We start from the raw sequence: 22,573 nt of genomic DNA, 5'->3' as shown, positions 1-22,573 counted from the left end.
ATGCTTAGGGGCGTGATGGACGAGACGGACTTCTGGCTGCTGATCGACGAGACCCGGGACAGTGCCGAGGGGGACCCGGTCGAACAGGCCGACCTGCTCCTTTCGCGCCTGGTCGAGAAGACCCCCGACGAGGTGCTCGACTTCGCTCGGCTCTTCGAGGCGCGGATGGGGCGGGCGTGGCGCAACGACCTGTGGGGAGCAGCGGACCTGCTCCTCGGCGGGGCCGGTGAGGACGCCTTCGAGGCCTTCTGCGCCTGGCTGATCGGCCAGGGCCGCGAGGTCTTCGAGGGCGCCCTGGCCGACCCCGACGAACTGGCCGACCTGGTGCCGGACTTCGACGACGAGGAGGACGGCGACGCCGAGGAGCTGGGCTGGACCGGCGACCGCGCCTACGAACAGCTGACCGGTGCCCGCCTGCCCGACCTCGGCCGCCGGGCCGGCGACCCGCTCGGCGCGGAGTTCGACTTCGACGACCCGCGGGAGATGGAGAAGCGCTACCCGCGCCTGTGGGAGCGCTACGGCGCCTGAGACGCCTGGTGCGGATCCGACCTCGCGTCTTCGGCGTTCAGGTCGATCCCCATCAGCACGTCGTCGACGTACTGCCCCGCCAGCCGGAACTCCTGCGGCTGCACGCCGGTGACCGTGAAGCCCGCCCCCTCGTAGAGCGAACGGGCCACGGTGTTGCCGCCCAGCACCCGCAGCGTCACCCGCCGCGCGCCCTCCGTGCGGGCCTTGGCCAGGGCCGCGTGCAGCAGGGCGCGGCCGAGCCCCAGACCGCGCGCCTCCGGGGCGACCAGCAGTCCCTGGATGGACCGGATGTGCGCGTTGCTCGGCAGCGGGGTGGGCGGCAGCACCCGCACCCAGCCGAGCAACTGCTCCTCCCGCACCGCGACCAGCATGTGCTCGGGCTGGTGCCGCTCGTCGTGGAAGGCGGTGCTGTCCGGCTCCGGCGGGTCGGGCCGCTCCGACACCTCCGTTGCCGGTGACCAGCACCGGTGGTCCAGGACGTAGGCGGCATGGCCGTCGCCGGCCACCGCCGGCCGGATGACGACGCGCACCGGCTCCTCCCCGTACGGAACGTCGGCATGCGAGGTGTCGGCATACGGAGCGTCGCCATGCGGAGTGTCCATGGCCGGAGCCTACGCGGTCCTTAACCGCGCAACTGCTTGAATGGCGCGTATGCGCATCGCGGTCACCGGCTCCACCGGTCTCATCGGCTCCGCACTGGTCCGCTCACTGCTGGACGACGGGCACGAGGTCGTCCGCCTGGTCCGGCGCGAGCCCCAGGAGCGCGCCGACGGCAGCGTGGAGGTGCGCTGGAACCCACCCCTGCGGGCCGTCGACCGCAAGGGCCTGGAGGGCGTCGACGCCGCCGTCAACCTGGCCGGCGCCGGGATCGGCGACCATCGCTGGACCGCCGACTACAAGCGCACCCTCCACGAGAGCCGCATCCTGTCCACGCTCACCCTGGCCGAGGCGCTCGCCGGGCTGGAGCGTCGCCCCAAGGTCCTGGTCTCCGGATCGGCCACCGGCTACTACGGCCAGACGGGTGACGCCGTCATCGACGAGGACGCTCCCGCCGGCGGCGACTTCCTGGCGCGGCTCTGCGTCGAGTGGGAACAGGCCTGCGGCGGCGCCGCCGAGGCGGGCATCCGGGTCGCGAACACGCGCAGCGGCATCGTGGTCGACGCCCACGGCGGCGCCTTCCAGCGACTGCTGCCGCTGTTCAAGCTCGGTGTCGGCGGCCGGCTCGGCAACGGGCAGCAGTACTGGAGCTTCATCTCGCTGCGCGACGAGGTCGCCGCGATCCGCCATCTGATCGACACCGACCGGCTGTCGGGCGCCTTCAACCTCACCGCGCCCGTGCCGGTCACCAACGCCGAGGTCACCACCGCGCTCTCGCGGGCACTGCGACGGCCCGCCGCGCTCCCCGTTCCGGAGTTCGCGCTGCGGGCCGTGCTCGGCGAGATGGCGGTCGAGGTGGTCGGCAGCCACCGGGTGGTGCCGCGGCGGCTGCTCGAGTCCGGCTTCCGCTTCGCCCACGCCACCGTCGACCAGGCGGTCGCCGCGGCGCTCTAGCCGATTCCCCGGGTCCTGCCCTGCTCAGACCAGTCGCGACCAGCGGCTGCCCGGGCGCAGGTAGACCGCCCAGGTCACCAGCGAGCAGACCGCGTAGACCGCCAGGAAGGCCCAATAGGCCGCGTCGCCGTTCTTGGAGCTCAGGAACGACTGCCGGAAGGCCAGGTTGACCAGCACCCCGCCGAAGGCGCCGATCGCTCCCGCCATCCCGATCAGCGCGGAGGCGCCGCGCCGGGCGTCCTCGTCCGTGGCGGCCCTCACCTGGAAGATCGCCGGGATCATCTTGTAGGTCGAGCCGTTGCCGAGGCCGCTCAGCACGAACAGCGCGACGAAGCCGGCCAGGAACAGCGGCAGCGACTTGGCGTGCGAGGCCGCCAGCACCGCTCCCGCGCCACCGGCCATCAGCACGAAGGTCGCCAGGGTGATCCTGGCCCCGCCGAACCGGTCCGCCAGCCTGCCGCCGACCGGCCGCACCAGCGAGCCCAGCAGCGGCCCGAGGAAGGTCAGGTAGGCGGCCTTCACCGGGGTGTCGAACTGCTGGTGGAACTGCACCTGGAGCACCTGCCCGAAGGCGAAGCCGAAGCCGATGAAGCTGCCGAAGGTTCCGATGTACAGCAGCGAGATCACCCAGCTGTGCGGTTCCCTGGCCACCTCGCGCAGTGCGCGGCGGTCGTTGCGGAGGGAGGTGAGGTTGTCCATCCGCAGCGCGGCGCTCAGCGCCGCCAGCACGATCAGCGGCAGGTAGACCAGCGGCACCAGGCGGGGGTGTGCCGCACCGGCTGTCGCCAGCACCGCGAGGCCCACCAGTTGCACCACCGGCACGCCGAGGTTGCCGCCGCCCGCGTTGATCCCGAGCGCCCAGCCCTTGAGCCGCTGCGGGTAGAAGGCGTTGATGTTGGCCATCGAGGAGGCGAAGTTGCCGCCGCCGACGCCCGCGACGCACGCCACCGCGAGCAGGGTCCCGTAGGAGACGCCGGGGTGCAGCACGATCCCGGCCAGGACCGTCGGCACCAGAAGCAGGCTCGCGCTGAAGACCGTCCAGTTGCGTCCGCCGAAGCGCGCGACGGCGAAGGTGTAGGGCAGCCGCAGCCCCGCGCCGAGCGCGGTGGGCAGCGCGGTGAGGGTGAACTTGCCTGCGGCGTCGATGTGGTAGGCCGGGCCGAGGAAGAGCACCAGCACCGACCACAGGCTCCACACGGAGAAGCCGATGTGCTCGGACAGCACGGAGTAGACCAGGTTGCGGCGGGCGACCCTGGCGCCCGCCTCGGACCAGAAGTCCTCGTCTTCCGGACGCCAGTCGGTGATCACGCGCGTTCTGGTGGGGGCCGCGGTGGTGCCCGCGGTGCCCTCGCTGTCGACGACCGTGCTCATCGGACCCCCTCCGGGTTCGGGGCCACGCGTACGGTCCACACCCGCAGCACCGCCGGGCGGCCGTCGGGAGCCGTGTCCTCGTCCAGGCAGCGGCCGTCGCGCAGGTCGAAGACGTGCTTGTACATCGGCGAGGCGACGGTCGGAACGCCGCCCCGACTGCCCACGATGCCGCGCGAGAGCACGTAGGCGCCGCTGAACGGGTCGCGGTTGTCCACCGCGTAGAGGGCGCCGGCCCGGTCCCGGAAGACCGCCACCTGGGCGCCTTCCGCGCTCAGGGCCGCGACGCCACGTCCGGGGGTGAGGTCCTCGTAGGCGCAGACGCGGGTCCACGACCGCCCGTCCAGGATCTCCACCGTGCCGGTCACCACCTGTGCGGCGACCGGCCTCGTCAACACTTCGGTCATGCGCTGTGCACCTCCAGTCGGGGGCCGGCGACCAGCGCCGGGGTGAGGATGCGCCCGTCCTCGTCGGGGCGGGCGGGGCGGATCTGGCCGCGCTCGGGCACGAAGGTCACGGCCGGGTCGGGTGTACCGGGGGCGTTCACGAAGGAGGTGAAACGCCGCAGGCGGTCGGGGTCGGCGAGCACGGCGGCCCACTCGTCCTGGTACGCGCCCACATGACGGGCCATCAGCGCGTCGAGCTCGGCGCAGATGCCCAGCGAGTCCTCCATGACCACCTGCCGGACGTGCTCCAGGCCGCCCTCGATCCGGTCCAGCCAGACCGAGGTGCGCTCCAGGCGGTCGGCGGTGCGGATGTAGAACATCAGGAACCGGTCGATGGTCGTCAGCAGCGTCTCCTTGTCCAGGTCCGCTGCCAGCAGGTCGGCGTGACGCGGGGTCATCCCGCCGTTGCCGCCGATGTAGAGGTTCCAGCCGGCCGAGGTGGCGATCACGCCGAAGTCCTTGCCCTGCGCCTCCGCGCACTCGCGGGCGCAGCCGGAGACGGCCGCCTTGAGCTTGTGCGGCGAGCGCAGGCCGCGATAGCGCAGCTCCAGCTCGATGGCCAGGCCGACGGAGTCCTGCACGCCGTAGCGGCACCAGGTCTCGCCCACACACGACTTCACCGTGCGCAGCGACTTGCCGTAGGCGTGGCCGGACTCGAAGCCCGCGTCCACCAGGCGCCGCCAGATATGCGGCAGCTGGTCGACGCTCGCACCGAACAGGTCGATCCGCTGGCCACCGGTGATCTTGGTGTAGAGGCCGTGGTCGCGGGCGATCTCACCGATGGTGATCAGGCCCTCGGGCGTGATCTCGCCACCAGGGATGCGCGGGACCACCGAGTAGGAGCCGTTGCGCTGCAGGTTGGCGAGGAAATGGTCGTTGGTGTCCTGCAGCGCGCCCTGCTCGCCGTCCAGGATGTGCCCGTTCTCCAGACTCGCCAGGATCGAGGCCACGGCCGGCTTGCAGACGTCGCAGCCGTCGCCACCGCGCCCGTGCCGGTCCAGCAGGTCGGAGAAGGCGGTGATCCCGGCGACCCGCACGATCTCGTACAGCTCGGCGCGGGTGTGCCCGAAGTGCTCGCACAGGCTCTTGTCGACACTGACGCCACCCGCCTCCAGCTCCTCGGTGACGACCTGGCCGAGCAGCTTCACGCAGCTCCCGCAGCCGGTCCCCGCCTTGGTGCACTTCTTGACCTCGGGGACGGTGGTGCAGCCCCGCTCGTGGACGGCCGCGCGGATCTCGCCCTTGCTGACGTTGTGACAGGAGCAGATCACCGCCTCGTCCGGCAGCGCGATCGGTCCCGACGCCGGCGCCAGCCCCGCCGGGAGCACCAGCTGCTCCGGCGCCGTGGTGAGCGGCTTGCCGCCCATGGCCAGCGGGCGCAACAGCCCGTAGGCCTCCGTGTCGCCGACCAGCACGCCACCGAGCAGCTGCCCGTCGGCGCCGATGACCAGCTTCTTGTAGACGCCCGCCCGGCTGTCGCTGTACAGCACGTCGACCGCGCCCTCGGTGGCGCCGTGCGCGTCGCCGAAGCTCGCCACGTCCACACCCAGCAGCTTCAGCTTGGTGGAGGTGTCTGCGCCGGTGAAGTGGTGCTCCTCGCGCAGGTCGGCGTCCGGGTCGATGCCCAGTGCGCGGGCCGCCGTCTCCGCCATCGCGTAGCCGGGCGCGACCAGACCGTAGACCCGCCCGTCGGCGGCCAGCGCGCACTCACCGATCGCGTACACGTGCGGGTCGCGGGTCCGGCAGCGCTCGTCGACGACGATCCCGCCGCGCTCGCCGACCGGCAGGCCGCAGTCGCGCGCCAGCTGGTCCCGCGGCCGCACCCCGGCCGAGAAGACCACCAGGTCGGCCGGGAGCTCCCGCCCGTCGGACAGGCCCATCGCACGGACCTTCCCGTCCGCACCGGTCAGCACGGACTGCGTGCCGGCGCCGGTGTGGACGTTGACGCCCAGGTCCTCGATCTTCCGCTTGAGCAGCTTGCCGCCACCCTCGTCGACCTGGATCGCCATCAGCCGCGGCGCGAACTCGACGACGTGGGTTTCCAGGCCCAGGGCGGTCAGCGCGCCCGCCGCCTCCAGTCCGAGCAGGCCGCCGCCGACGACAACGCCGATCCGGCTGGACGCCGCGTCCGCGCGGATCTTCTCCAGGTCCTCGATGGTCCGGTAGACGTGGCAGCCGGCCGCGTCGTGGCCGGGCACCGGCGGGACGAACGGGTAGGAGCCGGTGGCCAGCACCAGCGCGTCGTAGTGCAGCACCGCGCCCGAGGCACAGGTGACCGTGTGCGCGGCCCGGTCCACGGCCGCGGCCGGGTCGGCCAGGCGCAGGTCGATGCCGTGCTCGGCGAGGAACCCGGCCGGGGTGAGCGACAGCTCCTCGGCGCTGGTGCCGGAGAACCACGAGGTCAGGTGCACCCGGTCGTAGGCGGCGCGGGGCTCCTCGGCGAGCACGGTGATCCGCCACTCGGCGGCGCCAGGCTGCTCGACGAAGGCCTCCAGGAAGCGCTGGCCGACCATGCCGTGGCCGACCAGGACAAGGTCTTTGAGGGGAGTCGTCATCGGTGGGCTCCATGGGTGGTGGTGAGCAGGTGCAGCGGTGGGTCGAGGTGGGCGTCGTCACGCTCCAGCGCGCGGGCGAGGTCGCCGACGGTGGCGAGGTCGCCGAGGAGGATCGCGCCGACCAGGCGGTCGCCGCGCATCACGAGCTTCTTGTAGCTGCCGCGGGTCGCGTCGGTGAGCCGCAGCTCGTCCACGTCCGGGTCCGCGTCCTGCCCGTCCGGGTCGAGGTGGACCTCGCCGAAGGCCGCGTACTCGATCGGTCCGGCGCTGAGCCGGGCCAGCGGGCGCGAGCCCGCGTAGCGGGCGTCCGGGTCCGCGCCGGACAACCGCGCGGCCAGCACGTCCGCCTGCTCCCAGGCGGGCCCGGCAAGCCCGTGAACGGTCCCGGCGTGCTCCGCGCAGTCGCCGATCGCGTACACGTGAGGAACCGGACCACTCCGCACGGCACCGGGGATCCGGGGGGAAGCGGGGTGCTGGACTGCGGTGGCCCGGGCGGAGCCCACGGGCTGGACTCCGGCAGCGGTCGGGGCGGAGGCGACGGCCCGGGCGGAGGCGGCAGCTGGGGCGGCGGCGACAGGCGCTCCCGCGACGGCCCGGGCGGAGCCCGCGGCCAAAGCCACGGCGGCAACCCCGGCGACCTCGGCGACCTCCGCGGAGCCGACGGCCTGGGCTGCCCTGGCGAGGGCGGAGCCCGAAGCCCGGGCGGAGCCCGCGGCCGGGGTCGAGCCGACGGCCGGGGTCGAGCCGACGGCGTAGGCGGCCAGGGTGTCGTCGACGAGGATGCCCTTGCCGACCGCCAGGCCCGCCGCGTGCGCGAGCGCGGTCCGCGGCCGGACGCCGCAGGCCAGTACCAGCAGGTCGGTCGCCAGCCGGTAGCCGTTGGCCAGCTCCACCTCGCCTGCCTCGGTCAACGCCCTGGCCCGGTTGCCCAGGTACGCCTCGACGCCCAGGGTGCGCAGCGCGCCGCGCAGCGCGCTCGCGGCGTCCGCGTCGAGCTGGCGCTCGATCAGGTGCGGTCCCTGGTGCACGATCTCCACCTGCGGGCCGAGCACCGCCAGCGCCCGCGCCGTGCTGACGCCCAGCACCCCACCACCGACGACCACGACCCGCTTGGCGTCCATCGCCTCCTCGGCCAGCCGCCCACAGTCGGCGAGGGTCCGCAGCGCGTGCACGCCGTCGCGCAGCCCCTGGGCCGGCCCGACACCGTCGGTGCGGCGCAGGCCGCGGATCGGCGGCAGCACCGGGTTGGCGCCCGTGGCCAGGACGAGCTCGTCGTAGGCCTCCGTGCTGCCGTCCGCGAGGGTCAGCAACCGCGCGCCCAGGTCGAGTCCGACGACCTCGGTGCCGACCCGCAGCTCGGCGCCACCGGTCGGCAGCGTGATCGCCTCGGCGTCGTAGCGGCCGGTCAGCACGTCGGCGAGCAGAACCCGGTTGTAGGGGGCTCGGGGCTCGGCCCCGTAGAGGGTGACCCGCGCGGTGCCGCCGAGCGCGGCGTACCGTTCGGCGAACCGGGCGGCGGCCATGCCCGCACCGACGACGGCGATGTGACGCTTGCTCATGGGAGCTCCACTCGGACGGCGCAGACCTTGAACTCGGGCATCTTCGAGGTCGGGTCGAGCGCCGGGTTGGTCAGTGTGTTGGCCCGGCCCGGACCCGCCCAGTGGAACGGCATGAAGAGCGTGTCCGGCCGGATCGCGTCGGTGATCCGCGCCGGGGTGACCACCCGGCCGCGCCGGGACACCACCGCCAGCGGCTCCCCGTCCGCGACCCCGAGCCGCGCCGCGAGCCGCGGGTGCAGCTCCACGAACGGCCCGGGCGCCGCCGCGTTCAGCTCCGCGACCCGGCGTGTCTGCGCGCCGCTCTGGTACTGCGCGAGCACCCGGCCGGTGGTCAGGTACAGCGGGTACTCCGCGTCCGGCTCCTCGGCGGCGGGACGGTGGCTGACGGGCGCGAATCGGGCTCGTCCGTCCGGGGTGGCGAAGGCGTCCAGGAAGAGGCGCGGCGTACCGGGGTGCGGCGTGCCGGCGTCAGGGGCGGCATCCTGCGCCGGGGCGGTGAGCGTGGCAGCGCCTGGCGTGGCAGCACCGGGCGAGGCGGCTTCCGCCGCGGCAGCCTCCGGCGCGGCCGCGCCCGGGGCCTCGGCCGGACAGGGCCAGAAGACGCCGTCCTCGGCGGCGATCCGCTCGTAGCTGATGCCCGAGTAGTCCGCCTGCCCGCCCGCCGAGGCCCGGCGCAGCTCGTCGAAGACCAGCTGCGGGTCGGCGTCGAAGCCGCCCTCGCCGCCCCGACCCGGGGCACCCAGCCGCTCGGCCAGCTCCTTCAGCACCCACAGGTCGCTGCGCACTCCGGCGGGCGCCTCGGCCGCCTGACGGCGCAGGATGACCCTGCCCTCGAGATTGGTCATGGTGCCGGTCTCCTCGGCCCACTGGGTGCTCGGCAGCACCACGTCCGCGAGCTGGGCGGTCTCGGACAGCACCAGGTCGGAGACGACGAGCAGTTCCAGCGCCCGCAGTCGTTCGGCGATCCGTCCGGCACCCGGCGCGGAGACGACCGGGTTGGAGCCCATCAGCAGCAGCGCGTGCACGCCGTCGGGCCCATCCGCACCGAGGCTGTCCAGCAGCTCGTAGGCGGAGCGGCCGCTGCGCGGCAGCGTCCCCGGGTCCACGCCCCAGACAGCGGCGACATGGGCGCGGGCCGCCGGGTCCTCGATCGAGCGGTAGCCGGGCAGCTGGTCGGCCTTCTGGCCGTGCTCCCGTCCGCCCTGCCCGTTGCCCTGGCCGGTGAGGCAGCCGTAGCCGGAGTACGGCCGGCCGGCCTTGCCCGAGGCGAGGCACAGGTTGATCCACGCGCCGACCGTGTCGGTGCCCTTGCTCTGCTGCTCCGGGCCGCGCGCCGTCAGCACCATGCCGGTACGGGCGCGGCCAAAGTGGTGCGCGGCCTCCCGCAGGCGGGCCACCGGAACACCGGTGATCTGCTCCACACGCTCGGGCCAGTGCGCCATCGCGGCGGCCCGTGCCGACTCGAAGCCGGTGGTGCGCTCGGCGACGAAGTCGGTGTCGACCATGCCGTCGGCGACCAGCAGGTGCAGCAGGCCCAGCGCCAGCGCCAGGTCCGTGCCCGGCAGCGGCTGCAGGTGCAGGTCGGCCTGCTCGGCGGTGCGGGTGCGGCGCGGGTCGACGACGATCAGCGTGCCGCCGTTCTCCCGCAGTTCGCGGAAGTACCGCAGTGCCGGCGGCATCGTCTCGGCGGGATTGGCACCGACCAGGATCAGGCAGTCGGTCTGCGGGATGTCAGCGAGCGGGAACGGCAGGCCGCGGTCGATCCCGAACGCGATCCGGCTCGCGGCCGCCGCCGAGGACATGCAGAACCTGCCGTTGTAGTCGATCGTGGCGGTGCGCAGCGCGATCCGCGCGAACTTGCCGAGCTGGTAGGCCTTCTCGTTGGTCAGCCCGCCGCCGCCGAAGACCCCGACCGCGTCCGGGCCGTGCGCGGTGCGGACGGCCGCCAGCCCGGACGCGACCCGGTCCAGCGCCTCGGTCCAGCTCGCGGCGCGCAGCTCGCCCCGCCCGCCCCGCCCGCCGTGCCCGCCGCCCCGCCCGTCGCGGACCAGCGGCGTGGTCAGCCGGGCACCCGGCGCCAGCAGCACGGCGGCGTTCTGCCCCTTGCCGCACAGCGCGCCGCGGTTGACGGGGAAGTCCTCCCGCCCGCGCACCTCCACCGGCACCGGCCCGACAGCGGTCGGCACGAGCCGCATCCCGCACTGCAACGAGCAGTACGGGCAGTGCGTCGCGGTCGCCGTCGCGGCTTCCGTCACGGTCGCCGCGGCGGCTTCCGTCGCGGTGCGGGTGGTCGTCGTCATGGATTCGACGATGTCCGGCGGGCGTTACACGCCCTTGTCCCGTGTGTTGCGCCCGAGGTACACCTCCCTCACGCCGCCCTGGGGACGGGGTGGGTCCGCGGACACCTGCCGTAACACGAGCAGGCGTTTCGTTGACGCGCACGTGATCGCCGAGCAACCTCCCGGTAACCGGCGGCGGTGAATCTGCGTCCATGGGCACCGCAGAGACCTCCACCTCCCCCGGGGACGCGCTCCTCCCGTTGACCGGGTTCACCGTCGGCGTCACCGCCGCGCGGCGGCGCGACGAACTCGTGGCGCTGCTCACCCGGCGCGGGGCGAGGGTCGTCGAGGCACCGACGCTGCGCATCCTCCCGCTGGAGGACGACCTCGCTCTGCGGCGCGCCACCGAGCTCTGCCTTCAGGCGCCCCTCGACTACGTGGTCGCGACCACCGGTGTCGGCTGGCGCGGCTGGATGAGCGCCGCGGACGGCTGGGGCCGGGGCGCGGAACTCGCCGAGGCCTGCCGCGGCGCCGTGGTGCTCACGCGCGGCCCCAAGGCCACCGGGGCGGTGCGCGCCAGCGGCCTGGACGAGACCTGGTCGCCCGGCAGCGAGGCCACCGACGAACTGCTCACCTGGCTGCTGGCCCGGCCCCTGGAGGGCCGCCGGGTCGCCGTGCAGGAGCACGGCATCCCGCTCACTGGCTTCGCCGCGGCGCTGCGCGAACGCGGGGCCGAGGTGATCTCGGTACCGGTCTACCGCTGGGCACCGCCGGAGGACCCCGCCCCGGTCCGCCGCCTGGTCGAGCAGACCGCCCGCCGCGAGCTGCACGCGCTGACCTTCACCAGCGCGCCCGCGATCACCGCATTCCTCGCCACCGCGATCGCCGACGGCCTCGACGGCCCGGTGCTGGAGGCGCTGCGCGGCGAGGTGCTCGCCGTCTGCGTCGGCCCGGTCTGCGCCCGTCCGCTCGTCGAGGCGGGCATCCCCGTCGTCTGGCCCGACCGCGGCCGGCTCGGCTCCCTGGTCCGCACCCTGACCGACGTACTCCCCGCACGCAGCCGCCAGACGCTGCGGGTGGCCGGACGGGAACTGGTGCTGCAGGGCAGCGCGCTGGTCGTCGACGGGGAGAGCTACTGGCTCTCCCCCAAGGGCGCGACACTGCTGCGGGCACTCGCGGAGAACCCCGGCTGGGTGCTCAGCCGCGCCGAACTGCTGCGCCGCGCCTGGGCCGACTCCGACGCCGACGAGCACGCCGTCGAAGCCGCCGTCGCACGGCTGCGGCAGTCGCTGGGCCGCCACAGCGACCTGGTCCGCACCGTGCCCAAGCGCGGCTACCGGCTGGCGGCCGGATGACGCCGCCCCGGGCGGCGACCTCCCGTCCCACCTTGCCCCTGCGCCCTGTCCTGCGCCCTGTCCTTCGCCCTGACCTGCGTCCCGCCTCGCCTTCCACCTCGCGCCCCGACCCGCGTCCCACCCTGCTGGCCGTCGCCCACGGAACACGGGAGGCCGACGGCATCGCGACGACCGAGGCGCTGGTGGCGCGGGTCCGGGCGCTCCGGCCGGAGCTGCGGGTGGAGCTCTGCTTCCTCGACCTGGTCTCCCCTTCCCTCCCCGAGGCCCTGGCCCGGTTGCGCGGCGAGGTGGTGCTCGTCCCGCTGCTGCTCGCCGCCGGCTACCACGTCCGTGTCGACATCCCCACCGCCCTGGCCGACGCCCCCCACCTGCGGGCCCACGTCGCCCACGCCCTGGGCCCCGACCCGCTGCTGGCCGAGGCGCTGGCGGACCGCCTGGCCGAGGCCGGTCCTGCGGGTACCGGGCGCGGAGCACACAGCGCGGTCGTGCTGGCCGCCGCGGGCTCGACCGACCCAGCCGCCAACGCCGACACCGTCGCGATGGCCGCACTGCTGCGGGAACGGCTCTCCGGCCCGCCCTCCCGGTTCTCTCCTGACCGGTGCTCTCCCGGGCGGCCCTTCCCCGAGGCCTCCTTTCCCGAGGCCTCTCCCAACGTCTGCCTCCCCAACGGCTTCTCCCCCGCCGCCGTCCCGGACGGCTCCCCGCCCGACGGGCCCTCTCTCGCCCACGTCCCCGTCGTCCCCGCGTACCTCTGCGCCGCCGGGCCGACGCCGGCCGAGGCCGTCGCCGCACTGCGCGCGGAGGGGCACGAACGGATCGCAGTCGCCTCGTACCTCCTCGCGCCGGGCTTCTTCGCGCGACGCGCGACCCAAGCGGGCGCCTGCCTCACCTCCGCCCCGCTCGGCCCACACAACACGCTCGCCCATCTCGTCACGCTCCGCTACGACGAAGCCCTCGCCGACCGGCGCAGAGGCCTGCCCGAGGGGCGTACGGGGGCACGCTCGGGGCGCATGCTCACGCCGGGGTAACCAGGGGCGCGCGAGCACGCCCCTATGGTGACCCTGTGTCACATCAAGGCGTCAGGGCCGAACCTTCGAGCCTAACTTCCTTGTCTTAGGCGGCGCTTGAAGGGGCATCACTGAGAGAAGCCCCGGAAGCCTGGCACCCGGAGGGAGCCGTCCGTGCCCGCAACAGCCATCCCCACCCCCCTGCACCCGCGTCGCCGCGCCACCGATGTCGTCATCGTCGGCGCAGGACTGGCCGGTCTGACCGCAGCTCGCAGACTGACCGCCTGCGGACTGTCCGTCACCGTCCTGGAGGCCGCCGATCACGTCGGCGGCCGCATGGCCGGGGAGGAGTGCGACGGCTTCCGACTCGACCACGGCACCCACCTGCTCAACACGGCCTACCCCGAACTCGCCGCCACCCTCGATCTCGGCGACCTCGAACTGCGGCCCCTCGGCCCCGACGTGCTGGTCCACACCGAAGGCCGCCGCCAGCGCGTCGGCACGCCCTCCCGGCTCCGTGTGGGCCGCCCCTGGGACAAGACCCGCCCCGGCGCCAACCTCGCCCGGCTCGCCGCGACCCCCGTCGACCGGCTGCTCTCCCGGCCCGAGACCACCACCGCCGAGGCGCTGACCCGACGCGGCCTGCCCGCCACCACCGTCGACGGCTACCTGCGCCCGCTGCTGACCGCTCTGCTGGGCGACCCCTTGCTGCGCACCAGCAGCCGCGTCGCCGACCTGGTGCTGCGCAGCTACGCCCGCGGTCGGCTCTGCCTGCCCGCCCAGGGCGTCGGCGCCGTACCGCTTGCGCTGGCCGCCCAACTGCCCGCCGGCACCGTCCGCGTCGACGTCCGCGCCACCGCCATCGCCGCCGACGGAGTCGAGACCGAGCAACACGGCCGCTTCGCCGGGCGCGCCGTCGTCGTCGCCACCGACGCGCGCTCCGCCACCGAACTGCTGCCCGGCCTGCACCAGCCCGAGCACCACCCGGTGACCACGTACTACCACGTCGCCGACACGAGCCCGCTGGCCGAACCGCTCCTGCTGCTCGACGCCACTCCCGGCGCGCTGGTCTCGCACACGCTGGTGCTCAGCGAGGTCGACCGCTCCTACGCCCCGCACGGCGCACTGGTCGCGTCCACCGTGCTCGGCCCCAGGGCCGCCGTACCCGCCGAACCCGCCGTCCGTGAGGCCCTGAACCGCCTCTACGACACCGAGACCGGCGGCTGGCACTTCCTGACCGCCCGCCACTTCGCCGAGGCCCTGCCCGCGATGCCGCCGCCGCACGTTTTCCGTCGCCCCGTCCGGGTACTGCACGGCCTGTACGTCTGCGGCGACCACCGCGACACCAGCTCCGTGCAGGGCGCGCTCGTCTCCGGCCGCCGCGCCGCGGACGCGGTGCTGCGTGACCTCGGCATCATCCGCCCCGCCACGCCCGCCGCCCTGGCGGCGTAACCGACCGCGACCGCAGCGGCCGGCCCACCCCACGCGGGCCGGGCCGCTCGGATCGCACCGCATCGCACTCGCCCAGATCACGCCCGCACACCCGCACGCGCACCCGGGCCGGGCCATGCCCGCTCGGATCGCGCCCGCTCAGATGACGCCCACTCAGATGACGCCCGCCGTCCGGGCCGCCTCCTCGAACGCCCGGACCGACGGGTTGCCCCGGTACGGAGCCAGCCTGCGGGCGAAATCCCGCAGGTACTCCACCGCGCGCAACGAGCGCATCTCGGTCACCCCGCGCAGCGCCTCCGTCGCCGCCGCGCAGGCCTCGTCGAGCTCACCCAGCCCCAGCCGCGAGGTCGCCAGCACCACCCGGCAGAAGACCCGGCTGCGCGCGTAGGTCTGCGGCCGCAGTCGGAGCGAACGTTCCGCGTGCTGCGCCGCGGGCCGCCACTGCTGCAGGTCGCGGTAGCAGTGCGCGAACTCGTCCGCCAGCTGTGCCTCGTCGAAGAACCGTGCCCAGCTGGGCAGTTCATCGCCGCCGTGGGACGCCTGCAGCGCCCGCTCCGCCCGCACCAGCGCCGCGGTGCAGGAGCGGGCGTCGCCGAGCAGCCCGTGTCCGCGCGCCTCCGCGGCGTGCATCAGCGCCTGCGCGGCGATCGGCGCCGTCGACCCAACGCCCTGCTGCGCCACCCTGGCCAGCTGCACCGCCTCCCGGCCGTGCCCCAGGTAGACCGCCTGCCGACTCATCGTGACCAGCACGTAGCCGCCGTACAGCCGGTCGTTCGCGGCCTGGGCGAGCCGCAGCGACTGCACGAAGTACCGTTGCGCCAACCCGTGCGCCCCGATGTCGTACGAGGTCCACCCCGCGAGCCGGGTCAGATCCGCGACCGCGCCGAACAGCGCCCGCCCGATCGCCTCGTTGTAGCGACCGCGCAGCATCGGCTCGGCCTCGCTCTCCAGGTACCGGATCAGCGCCTGGCGGGCGTGGCCGCCACCGTAGGCGTTATCCAGCGCCCGGAACAGGTCCCCGACCGCCCGCATCGCCGCCACGTCACCCCGGCTCACCCGCGGCACCCCACGCAACGCAGCCGCCTGCTCGCTTGCCGTACCCCCGCCGGGCGTCGTACCAGGCCCCGCCCCCGCCGACCCGGCAGCCCCCGCACCGTCACGGCGGTTCTGCGCCGGGATGCCGGTCCGGCCCAGATCCTGCGGCGTCTCCCGGGCCACCCGGTCGTCGGTGCGGCCGATCAGCCAGTCCCGGCTCGGCACCACCAGGCCCGCCGGCGTGAACGCGATCCGGCGCAACTCGCTGTGGGCGCCGGTGTCCTTGCGCCACATGCTGGCCACGATGTCCACGGCCTCAGCCGGGCTCTCCGCGAACTCCAGCCCCGCGTACACCGGGGCGCAGGCGTCCAGGCCCAGGTCCTGCGCCGTCAGGCGACGCCCGAGCCGTCGGGTGAACACCTCCGCGATCAGCGCCGGAGTGGCGCCGCGCGGCTGCTGGCCCCGGAGCCAGCGCGTCACCGAGGTCTTGTCGTACCGCAGGTCCAAGCCGTGCTCGCTGCCGAGTTGGTCCACCCTCCGGGCGAGCCCCGCATGCGAGAAACCGGCCTCCTCGATCAGCGCCGACAGCCGCTGGTTGTACTGGAGACGATCCGCGGCGGCTCCGGCCACACCGGCAGAACCGGCGGGGCCGGCAGGCGGTGACTCCGGTACGCGACGCGGGCGGCCGTCAAGCGGGATACGGTCGAGCGGAACGCGGTCGAGCGACGGACGATCGGTCACAGGCCGTTGGGGCATCTGGCACACACCTTCCGGGGGCACGCACCGCGGAACGCCGCGAGCTCCCTAGGGGAACGGCGTGAATGTAGCGAGCATTTGGCGCTTGCGGCCGGTTCCGGCCGGACAATCGTCCGAACGGGTGAAGCCCGTCCCTCCTGCCGGGGACGATGCGACGCGTGGGACGACGCACGGGGGCGACGACAGGTACGTGGGCAGTGGCGAGGCGATGGCAAGGCGCTGGGTGAAGCGCCAGGCGCACATCACCCCGGCTCTCACCAGCGCCGTCGCCAACGCGACCACCGGCACCCCCACCACCGGCGCCTCGCCGTCCCGAGGCTGGGGCCCGCCCTGGCTGTGGACCCCACAGATCCGCGCCGCTTAGTGGCGACGGCCCACATGGGAGGCCCCGCCGCCGCGGCCTAGCGTCTGCGGCCATGGAGAGCACCCACGCAAGCATGCTGGCCGGGCGGAAGGCCCTGGTCACCGGCGCGGCCAGCGGGATCGGCCGGGCCTGCGCGCAATCCCTCGCCGAGGCCGGCGCCGAGGTCTACGTCGTCGACCGGGCCGCAGAGGCGGCCAAGGAGGTCGCGGAACGGATCGGCGGCACGGCGCTCGTCGTCGACCTCTCGGACGCCGCGGCCGTGGACGCGCTCCCGGACGACGCCGACATCGTCGTCAACAACGCCGGACTGCAGCACGTCGCACCGATCCACGAGTTCCCGCCCGAGCGGTTCACCCTGATCCAGCGGGTCATGGTCGAGGCCCCCTTCCGGATCGTCCGGCGCACCCTGCCCCACATGTACGCGGGCGGCTGGGGACGGATCGTCAACATCTCCTCCGTGCACGGGCTGCGGGCCAGCGCCTACAAGTCCGCCTACGTGACAGCCAAGCACGCGCTCGAGGGACTGAGCAAGGTGATCGCCCTGGAGGGCGCCCCGCACGGCGTCACCAGCAACTGCGTCAACCCCGGCTACGTACGCACCCCGCTCGTCGAGGGGCAGATCGCGGACCAGGCCAAGGCACACGGCATCTCCGAAGCGGAGGTCGTCGACCGGATCATGCTCGACCGCACCGCCATCAAGCGGCTGATCGAACCCGAGGAGGTCGCCGCCGCGGTGCTCTGGCTCTGCGCCCCCGCGGCCGCTGGGATCACCGGCGCCTCCCTCCCCATGGACGGCGGCTGGACCGCCCGCTGACGCGCCACCACCCTGCCCCACCCCACCCACTCACGCCCTGTCCTGCCTCACCCTGTCATGTCTCGCCCTGTCCCCACGCAGCTCCACCCCCGTCCTGTCCTCCCTCACCTGGAAGGCCCCACCGTCGTGGCAACCGAAACAGCCCCCGAGCAGGCCGCACCTGCATCGAGCATTCCCAGAGGCCTGGCCAAGGTCGTCGGCGCCAGTCTCATCGGCACGACCATCGAGTGGTACGACTACTTTCTCTACGGCTCCGCCGCCGCCCTCGTCTTCGGCAAGGTCTTCTTCCCGACCGCGGACCCGCTCACCGGCACGCTCCTCTCCTTCCTCACCTACGCCATCGGCTTCGCCGCGCGGCCCATCGGTGCCCTCGTCTTCGGCCACTACGGCGACCGGATCGGCCGCAAGAAGCTGCTGGTGATCAGCCTGTTGATGATGGGCGTCGCCACCACCCTGATCGGTTGCGTCCCCGGCTACGCCACCCTCGGGATCACCGCGCCGATCCTGCTCACCACGCTGCGCGTGATCCAGGGCTTCGCCCTCGGCGGCGAGTGGGGCGGGGCGGTGCTGCTGGTCTCCGAGCACGGCGACGCCAGGCGCCGCGGCTTCTGGGCCTCCTGGCCGCAGGGCGGCGCGCCGCTCGGCAACCTGTTGGCGGTCGGCATCCTGTCGCTGATGACGACCATCCAGCCCGACGCCGCGTTCCTGGCCTGGGGCTGGCGCGTCCCCTTCCTGCTCTCGGCCCTGCTGGTCGGCATCGGCCTGTGGATCCGGCTCGGCGTCGACGAGTCCCCGCTGTTCAAGGAGGCCCGCCGCCGGGCCGAGGCGCGAGCCGCCGCAGGCGAGAAGGAGCAGCCGCCGCTCCTCGCGGTGCTCCGGCACCACTGGCGTGACGTCCTGGTCGCCATCGGCGCCCGGATGGCGGAGAACATCTGCTACTACGTGATCGTCACCTTCGTGCTCACCTACTGCGTGGAGCATCTGAAGCTCGAGAAGCAGACCGCGCTCAACGCGGTGCTGATCGGCTCGGCCATCCAGTTCTGCCTGATCCCGGCTTTCGGCGCGCTCTCCGACCGGGTCGGCCGCAAGCCGGTCTACCTTGTCGGCGCCGTCGGCACCGGCCTGTGGGCATGGGCCTTCTTCGCCCTGCTGGACACCAGGTCCTTCCCCGCCCTGACGCTCGCGGTGACCGTCGGTCTGGTCTTCCACAGCGCCATGTACGCCCCGCAGGCGGCGTTCTTCTCCGAGCTCTTCGGCACCCGGATGCGGTTCTCCGGCGCCTCCATCGGCGCCCAGTTCGCCTCGGTCGCGGCCGGCGCACCGGCACCGCTGATCGCCGTGGCGCTGCTGAAGAGCTACGGCACCTCGACGCCGATCTCGGTCTATGTGAGCTTGGCGGCCGTGGTGACGGTGGTGGCCCTGCTCTTCGCCCGCGAGACCCGCGGCAGCGAACTCACCGAGGCCGAGGCGACCGACGGGACCGATGTGGCGGTCACAGAGCCGGCGCCTGCGACCCCGTAGGACCCACCAGCGCCCGCTTGCCCACCCCGGCACCCGACCCCTGTCCGACCACCACCCACCGGCCATCGGACCGTGACAGCCCTGCCCACCCCTGCGACGATGGCCCGCACCATGCCCGATGAGATCGAGATCCACCCCGCCGAGCGGCTGCTACGCCTGCTCGCCGCGGGCGCCACCGCCGAGGAGCTGGGCGAGGCGGGGGCCACAGCCCCCGCCTCCGCCGTCCTGGCCCAGCGGGTGCACCGGACCCTGGCCCAGCACCGGCGCCGCGAGGCGCAACTGACGGCGCTCTTCGACACCGCCACCGACCTGGCCGCCTCCCGCGACCTGGACGCGGTGCTCCAGGCGATCGTGCGGCGGGCCCGGCTGCTGCTGAACACGGACCTCGCCTACCTCACCCTCCCCGACGAGGAGGCGGGCGACACGTACATGCGGGTCACCGACGGCTCCGTCTCCCCGCTATTCCAGACCCTGCGGCTGGAGCTGGGTGAAGGGCTGGGAGGCCTGGTCGCGCAGACCTCCCGCCCCTACGCCACTCCCGACTACCGCACCGACGCCCGGTTCCACCACACCCGCAACATCGACGCGGGTGTACTCGACGAAGGCCTGGTCGCCATCCTGGGAGTACCGCTGCTCCTGGGCAAGCAGGTCATCGGCGTGCTGTTCGCCGCTGACCGCAGCCCCCGGCCGTTCTCGCCGGACGAGGTGGCGCTGCTGTGCACCCTGGCCGCACACGCCGCCATCGCCATCGACACCGCCCGTGCCCTGGACGACACCCGGGCCGCCCTGGCTGACCTGGCGGCGGCCAACGAGGTGATCCGGGCGCACTCGACCGCGATGCAGCGCGCCGAGGAGGCCCACGACCGGCTCACCGACCTGGTGCTGCGCGGCGGCGAGGTCCCTGCGGTGGCCGAGGCCGTCTCCGCTCTTCTGGGCGGCGGCATCACCGTGCTGGACCCCCAGGGCCACCGGCTCGCCGGCGCGCCCGATCGCCTCGATGTCCAGCCGGGTGATCTCGACCCCACCGACCCCGCCGTTTCCGGCCCCCTCCGCCCGGAGCTCGACCGCCCGAGGTCCGGCCTCTCCGGGCTCGGCCTCTCTGGGCTCAGCCTCTCTGGGGCGGACCTCACTGGGCTCGATGTCGAGGCTCTGGTCGCCGAATCCCGGTCCAGCGGCCGGGCCGTGGACTCCGGCGGGCGGTGGGTCTGTGCGGTGCTGGCCGGCCAGGAGTTGCTCGGCAGCCTCGTGCTGACCGGGCGTCCGCTCCTGGGGGACCCCGACCGCCGGCTCTTCGAGCGGGCCAGTGTCGTCACGGCGCTGCTGCTCCTGCTGCGCCGCTCCGTCGCGGAGGCGGAGAACCGGGTCCGCGGCGAGTTGCTGACCGACCTGCTGGACAGCCCGCACCGCGACCCGGCCGGGCTGATCCAGCGCGGCCTGCGGCTCGGCGTCGACCTGCGCCGACCGCATGTCCTGCTCGCCGCCCGTGGCACCGGTCCGGCCGGTGCCGCCGCCTCGCGCGGCCGACTGGCGAACGCGGCGACACGGCTGCTCTTCGGCCGCGGGGGGATCAGCGCCGAGCACGGCGACGGGGTCGTGCTCGTGCTGCCGACCGGATCAACCGGCCTGTCCGGCACCACCGGACCGTCCGGCACCACCACCCCGGATACCGGCACCGCCGAGTCGCCCTCGACAGTGGCGGCTGGGGCCGCAAAGCAGCTCTCCCAGCTCACCGGCGCCCCCGTGACGGTGGGCGCTGCCGGCCCGGCAGGCGGTGTGGCCGAACTCGCGGCCGCCCATGCCGAGGCCCTACGGACCCTGCGGGCCCTGTGTGCCCTGGGCCGCGAGGGGGACGGAGCCTGCGCGGCCGATCTGGGCTTCGTCGGCGTCCTGCTCGGCGAGGGCCACGACGTGCGGGGCTTCGTCCGCGAGACGCTCGGCCCCCTGCTCGCCTATGACGCCCGGCGCGGCACCGAGCTGGTCCGCACCCTCGACGCCTATTTCGCCTGCGGCGGGAGCCTCACCCGGGCGAAGGACGAGCTGCACGTCCACGTGAACACCGTCGTCCAACGGTTGGACCGGGTAGAGGCGCTGCTCGGCCAGGACTGGAACCACCCCGAGCGGGCCCTGGAGCTCCAGCTGGCCCTGCGCCTGCACCTCTTGACGGGCTAGGGCCTGCGCGCCGCACGCTGTGCCTGCGCCGCTGCCTGAGCCCTGCCTGGCCCCCACCCGCGCCCCCTGCCTGTGCCCCTTGCCGCAGGGCGCAGTGCCCGGGCGCTGCGCCCGTGACCGGCGCCCTACGCGCCGAGCCCCCGAAGGATGAACCCGACCACGGCCTCGAACTCCTCGTTCACCCCGGGCCGGGACCACTCCTCCGCATACCCGGGATCGTGGTAGTGCGCCGTAGCCTGGAAAACCACGTGGCCGAGCGCCTCCGGATCGCCGGGGCCGAAGGAACCTTGTTCCTGCCCCTCGACGATCATTCCGGCGATCTGCGCCTCCAGGCCGCTCACGTGCTCGGCGATCAACTCGCTGTTCTCGTCCACCAGCACCTGGTAGGTGGCGAACAGCTCCGGATCGGCGAGGGCCTTCTCCTGCTTGGCGCGGAACAGGGCGGCCAGCCAGAGCCGCAACCGCTCCCGGGGCTCCTCCTGGCCGGTGGCGATCCCAGGCAAGGCGGCGTGTGCTCGGTCGAGCCACTGTCGGGTGACCGCGCCCCGCAGGGCGGCCTTGCTGGGAAAGTGGCGGTAGACCGTGCCGTGGCTGACCCCCAGCACACGGGCCACGTCGACGACGGTGGCCTTGGCCGGGCCGTACCTGCGAAGGACCTCCTCCGCTGCGGTGAGGATGTCCTCCGGGGTGAGTGCTGCCTCCGCCATCGCTACCGGTTCTTCCCGTTACTTCTCGCTGTCCAGGTGGGCCATCTGGGCAGCAACATACCGGTCACCGGCGGCGGCACCCTGCGGCACGGCCTCCTCGATCGCGGCCAGATCGGCCGGCTCCAGCACCAGACCGGCGGCGCCGAGTGCCTCGTCCCATCGCTCCCGACGACGTGCGCCGACCAACGGGACGATGTCCTCGCCCTGGGCCAGCACCCAGGCGATCGCCACCTGGGCGACGGAGGCGCCCTTGGCCTCGGCGACGGCCCGCAGGGCCTCGACCAGGCGCAGGTTCGCCTGGAGGTTCTCGCCCTGGAAGCGCGGGCTGATCCCGCGGAAGTCCCCCGCGGCAAGCTGCCGGTCCGCCTGCCAGTGCCCGCTGATCAGCCCGCGGGAGAGCACGCCGTAAGCCGTGATGCCGACCCCCAGCTCCCGGGCCGTGGGCAGGATCTCCTTCTCGATCCCGCGCGAGACGAGCGAGTACTCGATCTGCACGTCCGTGACCGGGTGCACGGCCTGCGCCCGGCGCAGCGACTCGGCACCCACCTCGGACAGGCCGAGGTGGCGGACATAGCCCGCCTTGACCATCTCGGCGATGGCGCCGACGGTCTCCTCGACCGGGACGTTCGGGTCGAGCCGGGCCGGACGGTAGACGTCCACGTAGTCCGTGCCGAGCCGGCGCAGCGTGTAGGCCAGCGCCGTCTTCACGGCGACGGGGCGGGCGTCGTACCCGATCCAGTTGCCCGCGTAGTCGCGCTGGGCGCCGAACTTGACGCTGATCGCGACCTCGCCGCGGGCCCGGCCGCTGCTGCGCAGGGCGTCCCGAATGAGCAGTTCGTTGTGGCCCATGCCGTAGAAGTCGCCGGTGTCGATGAGCGTGACGCCGGCGTCGAGCGCGGCGTGGAGGGTGGCCGTGGATTCGGCCTCGTCGGCCGGGCCGTAGAGGTCGGACATGCCCATCGCACCCAGACCGAGCTGGGAGACGACGAGCGGCGAGCTCGTGCTGCCAAGAGTGCGTTCGTTGAGTGCCATGCCTCGAGTATGCAAGATGGGATGACAGATTTCAATATCTGTCACTCGATCCGGGGAACCGGCAGCCTGGGCCCT

The 22,573-nt window shown here is 73.8% G+C and carries 18 protein-coding genes; 9 read left to right on the top strand and 9 right to left on the bottom strand.

Annotated elements, in window-relative coordinates; translation table 11 throughout:
* The first annotated feature begins 15 nt into the window (after positions 1 to 15).
* Positions 16 to 528, top strand: coding sequence for a DUF4240 domain-containing protein (locus ABH931_RS26870; RefSeq protein ID WP_370118528.1), 513 nt, complete (start codon positions 16 to 18; stop codon positions 526 to 528).
* On the opposite strand, the gene ABH931_RS26865 is transcribed toward ABH931_RS26870, so the two are convergent.
* On the bottom strand, positions 516 to 1,130 hold the full coding sequence (locus ABH931_RS26865) for an N-acetyltransferase family protein (RefSeq protein ID WP_370118341.1): 615 nt from the start codon (positions 1,128 to 1,130) through the stop codon (positions 516 to 518). The genes ABH931_RS26870 and ABH931_RS26865 overlap by 13 nt on opposite strands.
* Before the next feature lie 40 nt (positions 1,131 to 1,170).
* On the opposite strand from ABH931_RS26865, the gene ABH931_RS26860 reads away from it, so the two are divergent.
* Positions 1,171 to 2,079 (top strand): TIGR01777 family oxidoreductase, encoded by a 909-nt coding sequence (locus ABH931_RS26860; RefSeq protein ID WP_370118338.1) that lies wholly within the window; start codon positions 1,171 to 1,173, stop codon positions 2,077 to 2,079.
* A gap of 24 nt (positions 2,080 to 2,103) precedes the next feature.
* Here ABH931_RS26860 and ABH931_RS26855 read toward each other — a convergent pair whose 3' ends face one another.
* Genes ABH931_RS26855 through ABH931_RS26835 form a run of 5 tightly spaced genes read right to left on the bottom strand, consistent with a single transcriptional unit; the run spans position 2,104 to position 10,307 of the window.
* On the bottom strand, positions 2,104 to 3,450 hold the full coding sequence (locus tag ABH931_RS26855) for a nitrate/nitrite transporter (RefSeq protein ID WP_370118335.1): 1,347 nt from the start codon (positions 3,448 to 3,450) through the stop codon (positions 2,104 to 2,106).
* The gene (nirD, locus tag ABH931_RS26850; protein WP_370118332.1) at positions 3,447 to 3,854 is read right to left on the bottom strand and encodes a nitrite reductase small subunit NirD; all 408 of its coding nucleotides are present in this window, start codon (positions 3,852 to 3,854) and stop codon (positions 3,447 to 3,449) included. The genes ABH931_RS26855 and nirD overlap by 4 nt, the downstream gene beginning before the upstream one ends.
* A complete protein-coding gene (nirB, locus tag ABH931_RS26845; RefSeq protein WP_370118329.1) occupies positions 3,851 to 6,448 on the bottom strand; it encodes a nitrite reductase large subunit NirB in 2,598 nt (865 codons plus the stop codon). Before nirB ends, nirD begins: the two co-directional genes overlap by 4 nt.
* Positions 6,445 to 8,007, bottom strand: a complete 1,563-nt coding sequence (locus tag ABH931_RS26840; RefSeq protein ID WP_370118326.1) for an NAD(P)/FAD-dependent oxidoreductase — start codon at positions 8,005 to 8,007, stop codon at positions 6,445 to 6,447. The genes nirB and ABH931_RS26840 overlap by 4 nt, the downstream gene beginning before the upstream one ends.
* Positions 8,004 to 10,307, bottom strand: a complete 2,304-nt coding sequence (locus tag ABH931_RS26835) for a molybdopterin oxidoreductase family protein (RefSeq protein WP_370118323.1) — start codon at positions 10,305 to 10,307, stop codon at positions 8,004 to 8,006. Before ABH931_RS26835 ends, ABH931_RS26840 begins: the two co-directional genes overlap by 4 nt.
* Before the next feature lie 191 nt (positions 10,308 to 10,498).
* On the opposite strand from ABH931_RS26835, the gene ABH931_RS26830 reads away from it, so the two are divergent.
* The 3 genes from ABH931_RS26830 (at position 10,499) to ABH931_RS26820 (ending at position 14,100) form a co-directional block, all read left to right on the top strand.
* Positions 10,499 to 11,641, top strand: a complete 1,143-nt coding sequence (locus ABH931_RS26830; protein WP_370118321.1) for a uroporphyrinogen-III synthase — start codon at positions 10,499 to 10,501, stop codon at positions 11,639 to 11,641.
* A 32-nt stretch (positions 11,642 to 11,673) separates the two neighbouring features.
* On the top strand, positions 11,674 to 12,669 hold the full coding sequence (locus ABH931_RS26825; protein WP_370118318.1) for a sirohydrochlorin chelatase: 996 nt from the start codon (positions 11,674 to 11,676) through the stop codon (positions 12,667 to 12,669).
* A gap of 153 nt (positions 12,670 to 12,822) precedes the next feature.
* Complete coding sequence (locus ABH931_RS26820) at positions 12,823 to 14,100, top strand: NAD(P)/FAD-dependent oxidoreductase (protein ID WP_370118314.1); 1,278 nt, start codon at positions 12,823 to 12,825, stop codon at positions 14,098 to 14,100.
* A 153-nt stretch (positions 14,101 to 14,253) separates the two neighbouring features.
* On the opposite strand, the gene ABH931_RS26815 is transcribed toward ABH931_RS26820, so the two are convergent.
* Positions 14,254 to 15,891, bottom strand: a complete 1,638-nt coding sequence (locus ABH931_RS26815) for a regulator (RefSeq protein WP_370118311.1) — start codon at positions 15,889 to 15,891, stop codon at positions 14,254 to 14,256.
* Between the two features lie 223 nt (positions 15,892 to 16,114).
* Here ABH931_RS26815 and ABH931_RS26810 point away from each other — a divergent pair, with 223 nt between their 5' ends.
* The 4 genes from ABH931_RS26810 (at position 16,115) to ABH931_RS26795 (ending at position 20,759) form a co-directional block, all read left to right on the top strand.
* Positions 16,115 to 16,255 (top strand): hypothetical protein, encoded by a 141-nt coding sequence (locus ABH931_RS26810; RefSeq protein WP_370118309.1) that lies wholly within the window; start codon positions 16,115 to 16,117, stop codon positions 16,253 to 16,255.
* A 52-nt stretch (positions 16,256 to 16,307) separates the two neighbouring features.
* Complete coding sequence (locus tag ABH931_RS26805; RefSeq protein WP_370118306.1) at positions 16,308 to 17,069, top strand: 3-hydroxybutyrate dehydrogenase; 762 nt, start codon at positions 16,308 to 16,310, stop codon at positions 17,067 to 17,069.
* A 126-nt stretch (positions 17,070 to 17,195) separates the two neighbouring features.
* Positions 17,196 to 18,590: an MFS transporter gene (locus ABH931_RS26800; RefSeq protein ID WP_370118303.1), complete on the top strand. Its 1,395-nt coding sequence runs from the start codon at positions 17,196 to 17,198 to the stop codon at positions 18,588 to 18,590.
* A gap of 111 nt (positions 18,591 to 18,701) precedes the next feature.
* A complete protein-coding gene (locus ABH931_RS26795; protein ID WP_370118300.1) occupies positions 18,702 to 20,759 on the top strand; it encodes a helix-turn-helix domain-containing protein in 2,058 nt (685 codons plus the stop codon).
* Between the two features lie 125 nt (positions 20,760 to 20,884).
* Here the strand turns inward: ABH931_RS26795 and ABH931_RS26790 are convergent, their stop codons facing one another.
* Together ABH931_RS26790 and ABH931_RS26785 are read right to left on the bottom strand one after the other, a co-directional pair.
* On the bottom strand, positions 20,885 to 21,466 hold the full coding sequence (locus ABH931_RS26790) for a TetR family transcriptional regulator (protein ID WP_370118297.1): 582 nt from the start codon (positions 21,464 to 21,466) through the stop codon (positions 20,885 to 20,887).
* 18 nt (positions 21,467 to 21,484) lie between these two features.
* Complete coding sequence (locus ABH931_RS26785; protein WP_370118294.1) at positions 21,485 to 22,498, bottom strand: aldo/keto reductase; 1,014 nt, start codon at positions 22,496 to 22,498, stop codon at positions 21,485 to 21,487.
* Between the last annotated feature and the right edge of the window lie 75 nt (positions 22,499 to 22,573).

Source organism: Streptacidiphilus sp. MAP12-33 (assembly GCF_041261265.1).
Taxonomy (GTDB): Bacteria; Actinomycetota; Actinomycetes; order Streptomycetales; family Streptomycetaceae; genus Streptacidiphilus.
This window is presented reverse-complemented; position numbering and strand designations above follow the sequence as displayed.